At 49.6% G+C, this 6511-nt stretch carries 6 protein-coding genes; 2 read left to right on the forward strand and 4 right to left on the reverse strand.

Features of this window, described 5'->3' with window-relative positions; all coding sequences use genetic code 11:
- Window positions 1–70 precede the first annotated feature (70 nt).
- Both fnr and ogt read right to left on the reverse strand, forming a co-directional pair.
- Window positions 71–823: a fumarate/nitrate reduction transcriptional regulator Fnr gene (gene fnr, locus OGY72_RS11850; RefSeq protein ID WP_003020397.1), complete on the reverse strand. Its 753-nt coding sequence runs from the start codon at window positions 821–823 to the stop codon at window positions 71–73.
- 194 nt (window positions 824–1017) lie between these two features.
- Window positions 1018–1533 (reverse strand): methylated-DNA--[protein]-cysteine S-methyltransferase, encoded by a 516-nt coding sequence (gene ogt, locus OGY72_RS11855; protein WP_003833227.1) that lies wholly within the window; start codon window positions 1531–1533, stop codon window positions 1018–1020.
- A gap of 225 nt (window positions 1534–1758) precedes the next feature.
- Here ogt and smrA point away from each other — a divergent pair, with 225 nt between their 5' ends.
- The gene (gene smrA / locus OGY72_RS11860) at window positions 1759–2322 is read left to right on the forward strand and encodes a DNA endonuclease SmrA (protein WP_003833225.1); all 564 of its coding nucleotides are present in this window, start codon (window positions 1759–1761) and stop codon (window positions 2320–2322) included.
- A gap of 12 nt (window positions 2323–2334) precedes the next feature.
- On the opposite strand, the gene OGY72_RS11865 is transcribed toward smrA, so the two are convergent.
- Both OGY72_RS11865 and OGY72_RS11870 read right to left on the reverse strand, forming a co-directional pair.
- On the reverse strand, window positions 2335–3567 hold the full coding sequence (locus OGY72_RS11865; RefSeq protein ID WP_286547789.1) for a GGDEF domain-containing protein: 1233 nt from the start codon (window positions 3565–3567) through the stop codon (window positions 2335–2337).
- Window positions 3568–3635: 68 nt separating this feature from the next.
- Window positions 3636–5750: a putative bifunctional diguanylate cyclase/phosphodiesterase gene (locus OGY72_RS11870; protein WP_286547790.1), complete on the reverse strand. Its 2115-nt coding sequence runs from the start codon at window positions 5748–5750 to the stop codon at window positions 3636–3638.
- 103 nt (window positions 5751–5853) lie between these two features.
- On the opposite strand from OGY72_RS11870, the gene OGY72_RS11875 reads away from it, so the two are divergent.
- Window positions 5854–6511, forward strand: a protein-coding gene (locus OGY72_RS11875; RefSeq protein ID WP_249362192.1) for an IS1-like element IS1A family transposase whose coding sequence is annotated in 2 segments (ribosomal slippage) — window positions 5854–6103 and window positions 6103–6511 — 659 coding nt annotated over the 2 segments. Because the reading frame shifts where the segments join, the coding sequence is not laid out codon by codon here. This gene is flagged as partial in the annotation.

The raw sequence follows: 6511 nt of genomic DNA on the forward strand, positions 1-6511 counted from the left end.
CCTGCCAGATCAATAAATCGGGAAAATTTAGCGATTTGACAGAAGGATAACTGAGAGGCTTGCGGAAAGATTACGCAACGTTACGCGTGTGACCGGCAAGAACTGCCAGCGCGTCGCTGTTCTCAATAGTGATATATTTGCCTTTCACCGCCAGCATGCCGCTTTTCTGGAAACGACCCAGCAGGCGGCTGATGGTTTCAACCGTCAGACCGAGGTAGTTACCGATGTCGCCACGGGTCATGGTCAGGCGGAATTCACGAGGCGAGAACCCACGCTGGGCGAAGCGACGAGACAGATTGTAGATAAAGGCCGCCAGGCGCTCTTCAGCGTTTTTCTTCGACAGCAACAGGATCATATCCTGATCGCCTTTGATTTCGCCACTCATCAGACGCATCATCTGCTGACGCAGGTTCGGCATCTTACCGGACAGGTCATCAAGGGTTTCGAAAGGAATTTCGCATACCATTGAGGTTTCCAACGCCTGAGCAAAGCTCGGGTGATGACCGCTGCCAATGGCGTCAAAACCTACCAGGTCACCCGCCAGATGGAAACCGGTAATTTGCTCATCGCCTTGTTCGGTAATGGTATAGCTTTTTATCGTTCCGGAGCGGATAGCATAGAGTGATTTAAGCTCATCACCTGCTTTAAAGAGCGTCTGCCCTTTTTGGATAGGCTTTTTGCGCTCGATGATGTTATCGAGCTGGTCAAGCTCATGCTCGTTAAGTGTGAACGGGATGCAAAGCTGGCTGATGCTGCAATCCTGGCAATGGATAGCACAACCGCCAGACTGAATGCGCCGTATAATTCGCTTTTCCGGGATCATAGGTCTGCTCAAGCCGTAATTGATATTTGTCAATTTTAACATCTTTTTGGTGAGCACGTAAGCCTGAGCTACTCCCAATAGAGAATAATTCAGGCATAACTGGAGCGAATGTTTGTATCTGCTTGATTAACCACACTTAATTTGGGGTCGCATTATGCGGAAGTGTGATGAATAAGGCATTAATTGCCTGGAATCTAGAGTAGCAAATAACCTTCGTGGCGCAATAACCACTCTTTTCGTTGTACGCCGCCGGCATATCCGGTCATGGTGCCGTTACGTCCAATGACGCGATGACAGGGAACCACAATGCTTACTGGATTGGAGCCATTAGCTGCGCCGACGGCTCTTGCAGCGCCGGGGCGTCCCAACTGTTCGGCCAACTGACCATAATGCATGACCTGCCCGCAGGGGATAGTTCGTAATGCTTGCCAAACTTCACGCTGGAAAGGCGTCCCAGCGGTTGCCGTTTCCAGCGAGTCAATGATGCTGAGGTTTCCGGCAAAATACTCAGAGAGTTTGTCGCTTAATCCACCTGGATTGTTGGCGGTAATGCGCTGATAACCTTCTGTACGGTAATGAATATCAAGCAATTGTTCCATGCGATCGCTGTGCTGATCCCATTCCACTGCGCGCAGGCGAAATTGCTCATCACAAATAACCCACAGCGGGCCCAGCGGCGTGTCTATGGTGTCTTCCAGTAAGTTAAGCATCCGTTTCTCTCATTACAGCATTCAAGCGAGGCTACACATTATCACGCCAGTGACCGTCGCAGCTATACCCCTAAAAACGGATATCAACTTGTCGTGAGTAGATCGATTCAGCGCGGCGGATCCGGTTAATTATTGGAAATAACCGTAAACCGTTACCGGTATAGTTGTCGGTATAATAGTGCGCGGTTATGATAATGCTCGTCGCAATATGCTGGAGGATGAAACATGAACCTTGATGATGCATCGCTGTTTCTTGACGCAATGGGGGATGTTCAACCGCTGAAAAACCATGCCGATGTGCACTGGCAGCCTATGCGCAATCTTCGCACTCCGGCGCGTGTCGATACGCTTCAACTGGATAATTTTCTCTCGACGGGATTTCTCGATATTGTCCCGTTGAATGTGCCGCTCGAGTTTCGTCGCGAAGGTTTACAGAACGGTGTGACCGACAAGCTGCGAAACGGAAAATACCCGCAGCAGGCGAGTCTCAATCTTATTCGCCAACCTGTTGAAACATGTCGCCAGATGCTCTTTAGCTTTATTCTGCAGGCGCAGCAGGAAGGGTTGCGTAACGTGTTGGTGATACACGGCAAGGGACGTGACGATAACTCCCATGCCAATATTGTTCGCAGCTACGTAGCGCGCTGGTTGACGGAATTTGACGATGTGCAAGCATACTGCGCCGCACTGCCGCATCACGGCGGCAGCGGGGCATGTTATGTGGCATTGCGTAAAACCGCACAAGCAAAACAAGACAACTGGGAGCGTCACGCTAAACGTAGTCGCTGAACGACGTAAACATCAGGCGGCCAGCACTCTGTTCCTGCCTTCGTTCTTGGCTTTGTACAACGCGTCGTCAACGCGTTTGAATAACTCATCGATGCTTTCATTTGTTTCGTGCCGAGCTACGCCAATGCTGACGGTAAAGCGGGGAAGGCCAGGGAGAGTCACTTTGGCCACCGTCGCCCGTATCACTTCTGCGAGATTGAGGGCAGTGTCCAACGAGGTTCGCGGCAGCAGCAGCACAAATTCTTCACCTCCCCAGCGAAAAATCAGATCGTCCTTTCTCGCACAGGATTCCAGTGTGCGTGCCAGAGCGCAAAGTACCTCATCACCTTTTAAATGACCAAAAAGATCGTTAATGCTTTTAAAGCGATCGGTGTCGATCAACAGCAGGCTGTAATCCTGTGTCAGTGACATCGCGTGGGTCTGTTCCGGCTCGGTTACCTGATAAAAATGTCGGCGGTTAAGCAATCCCGTTAAGGCGTCACGCAGGGCCGCACGCTCAAGCTCCTGTTCCAGCCGCTTTTGCTCGGTAATATCATGAATAATGCACAACATGAGCTTATTACCGTAGATTTCGATTGGACCGGCGTAGGTTTGTACGTGACGGGAGGTGCCGTCTGCCAGTTTATGTACAAAATGCAAAGGCTTATGGCCACCGGGAAGATGGGCGATTTCATGCATCACCGGGAGTATATGACGGCCTAGTGTATTGATTTCCCATGTATGTTTCTGACACATCGTATCATGGCTATAGCCATAAAAATTTAGCGCACTGAGATTTGCATCAACGATCAGCCCATCGCGGGACGGATCGATAAGCAACATTGGAGCCGAGTTGGTCTGAAAAAAACGCGCGTAAAATCCCTGTTTTTTTCGCTGATAATTCGCTGAACGGCTCGCTTTCAGACCTTGCGAAGTCGGGGTTTCAATGCCTTCGAAAAGAATAACGTCACCTGATTCCGGCAGGGTTCGAATTGACAGGCGGCTGGCCATCGCGACGTCCTCACCTTCGCGGTAAACCGTAAGAATTTCCACAATGTCGTGATGATTTCTCAAATCGCTGAGATACATGGTTAAATCATTCTGGGCATGTGTTGAAAATATGCCCTTGCGGAGTAGAGAAAAGCAGGGGGCCTGCATCAGTTCCCGTGCAACGGTATTAGCGAACACCAGTTCTTCGGTATGCGGCGAAACAATCCACACCGGCAGGGTTAATAAATCCAGTGAATGCAGCTCGGTTGTGCTCATCGATAATCCCGTTATCTTTATCTGCTGTGTTGCCCGTTTAATGGCATCTGTTTTTTTATTTTACAGTCTCATAATGTTATTGATTGTTGAGGAGATAAAGACTGTACGATTCGCTGTTGCTTAATGTTGCTTTCCGTTGGAATCAATTCATGGATCTGATGCGCAGGCAACGGTTTTGCAAATAAGAAACCTTGCAGCACGCCACATCCCATCTGGGTCAGGAGTATTTCCTGCTCCTGGGTCTCTATTCCTTCAGCCACCACTTGCATATTCATGGAGTGGGCTATGTCAATAATAGTAGACACAATCTTTGTATTTTTGCTGTTCTCGCTGATATCTTTAACAAATACTCTGTCAATTTTTAATTCCCGTGCCGGAAGAGACTTCAACATCAATATATTTGAATAACCGGTGCCGAAATCATCAATAGAAACGGTGATCCCTAAAGCTGAAAATGCATTCAAGACTTCAGCGCTACGTTTTAAATTTTTAAGTGCTGTACTTTCAGTCAATTCCAGCGTGAGATATGCAGGTGATAGTTGATATTGTGCAAGGGCGCTGCAAACCACATCAACGATATCATGTTGTTCAAACTGGGAAGGGGAAAGATTAACGGCGAGGGTCCATTCCGCATAGCCCTGTAACTTCCATTGATGTAACTGCTGGCATGCCTGCTGGATAACCCATTTCCCGACCGGAATGATAAGACCTGTGTCTTCCAGCGCAGGCAGAAACTCTGCGGGTAACAGCATGCCGCGTTCCGGGTGATGCCAGCGTAATAACGCTTCAAAACCGGTCAGAGAATGATCTCCGGCGGTGTATTTGGGTTGATACCAAAGCTCAAACTGATCGTGTTCCAGTGCTTGTGACAGTTCCTGTAAAAATGTCGGCGGTGTATCGGCGATAGCTTCCATTTCCGGGCTATAAATAGCCCAACCGTTTCTGCCAGCCTGTTTGACATGATACATCGCCATATCAGCCTTTACTTTTAACTCATGCAATGTGGAACCATGTTCAGGATAAATACTGCTTCCCGCACTTAACGAAACCCGAATGGTGTACCCAAACAGCGTGAAAGGATCGCCAATCGCAGCCGCAATCCGGGTCAGCAGAGCGGTGATAGCCTCTTTATTACAGTCAGGAACCAGAAGAATAAACTCATCTCCCCCCAGCCTCGCCAGCGTCATGGTGTCATCAAGGCAGCTGTAGATTCGCTGCGTACTGGCGATCAGCAACTGATCGCCGATGTGATGTCCCCAGGTATCGTTAACGACTTTGAAGCGATCGAGGTCGATGAATACCAGAGCAAATTGATGCTGATGCAGTTTGGAATGTTGCAGACAGGCCTGTAAGCAGGCATCTATTTGTGTGCGATTGGCAAGTCCGGTCAGTGCATCGAAGTGGACCTGATGCTCAAGCTGGCAGTTAAGTTGATGTAAGTTGTCTGCCAGTCGGGAGGTGCGCAGTTGCGAATCCACCATCGAGACCACCAACATGATACCCAAAATAACCAGCGTGACGGCGCAGACCCAGACAGAGAGTTCCAGCGAGCTGAGTCCATCGTGTGCAGTGTGTCCAAAATGGGTGAACGTTGCCGCTCCCATCCCAGTGTAATGCATAGAAGCAATCGCCAGCGCCATAATAAGGGCGGCGACAAGCCGGTTGATCAGGGCGCGACGGGTATTTTGGCGCAAATGAAAAGCCAGCCACAAACCCACACCAGATGCAACGATGGCAATCATTACTGAGAGCAGTATCAGCGAATGACTCCATAGGATGGCAACATGCTCAATGATGGCATACATGCCAACGTAGTGCATGGTGACGACACCTGCGCTTAATATTCCTGTGGCTACGACTAATCGTTTTGTTGAAAGCGTATTACCGGAAATGGCGATATTAATGGCGAGAGTTGCAGAAATGAGCGCAATAAAGAAAGAAAATGCCGTGAGCGAAAAATGGTAATTGATCGGCATACTCATTTTCATGGCCAGCATACCGATAAAATGCATTGACCAAATACCCATCCCTAGCGTAGCCCCGCCAGACAGGCGCCAGAAGGTTGATTCACGTCGATTGGAGATTGCCACTTTGCCCGCACTATCGAGAGCAATAAAAGAGGCAATAAACGCGACAACAAAGGAAATCCCAATCAATACAGGGTCCCACGACACGTTCAACATCATACTACCTATCGAAAAAAAGCCGTGGTAATAAATCTAGCAGGTTTTGGTGATGCTGCCAACTTACTGATTTAGTGTATGATGGTGTTTTTGAGGTGCTCCAGTGGCTTCTGTTTCTATCAGCTGTCCCTCCTGTTCAGCTACTGACGGGGTGGTGCGTAACGGCAAAAGCACTGCCGGACATCAGCGCTATCTCTGCTCTCACTGCCGTAAAACATGGCAACTGCAGTTCACTTACACCGCTTCTCAACCCGGTACGCACCAGAAAATCATTGATATGGCCATGAATGGCGTTGGATGCCGGGCAACCGCCCGCATTATGGGCGTTGGCCTCAACACGATTTTACGTCACTTAAAAAACTCAGGCCGCAGTCGGTAACCTCGCGCATACAGCCGGGCAGTGACGTCATCGTCTGCGCGGAAATGGACGAACAGTGGGGCTATGTCGGGGCTAAATCGCGCCAGCGCTGGCTGTTTTACGCGTATGACAGGCTCCGGAAGACGGTTGTTGCGCACGTATTCGGTGAACGCACTATGGCGACGCTGGGGCGTCTTATGAGCCTGCTGTCACCCTTTGACGTGGTGATATGGATGACGGATGGCTGGCCGCTGTATGAATCCCGCCTGAAGGGAAAGCTGCACGTAATCAGCAAGCGATATACGCAGCGAATTGAGCGGCATAACCTGAATCTGAGGCAGCACCTGGCACGGCTGGGACGGAAGTCGCTGTCGTTCTCAAAATCGGTGGAGCTGCATGACAA

It is taken from the genome of Citrobacter sp. Cpo221 (genome assembly GCF_030332345.1).
GTDB lineage: Bacteria > Pseudomonadota > Gammaproteobacteria > Enterobacterales > Enterobacteriaceae > Citrobacter > Citrobacter portucalensis.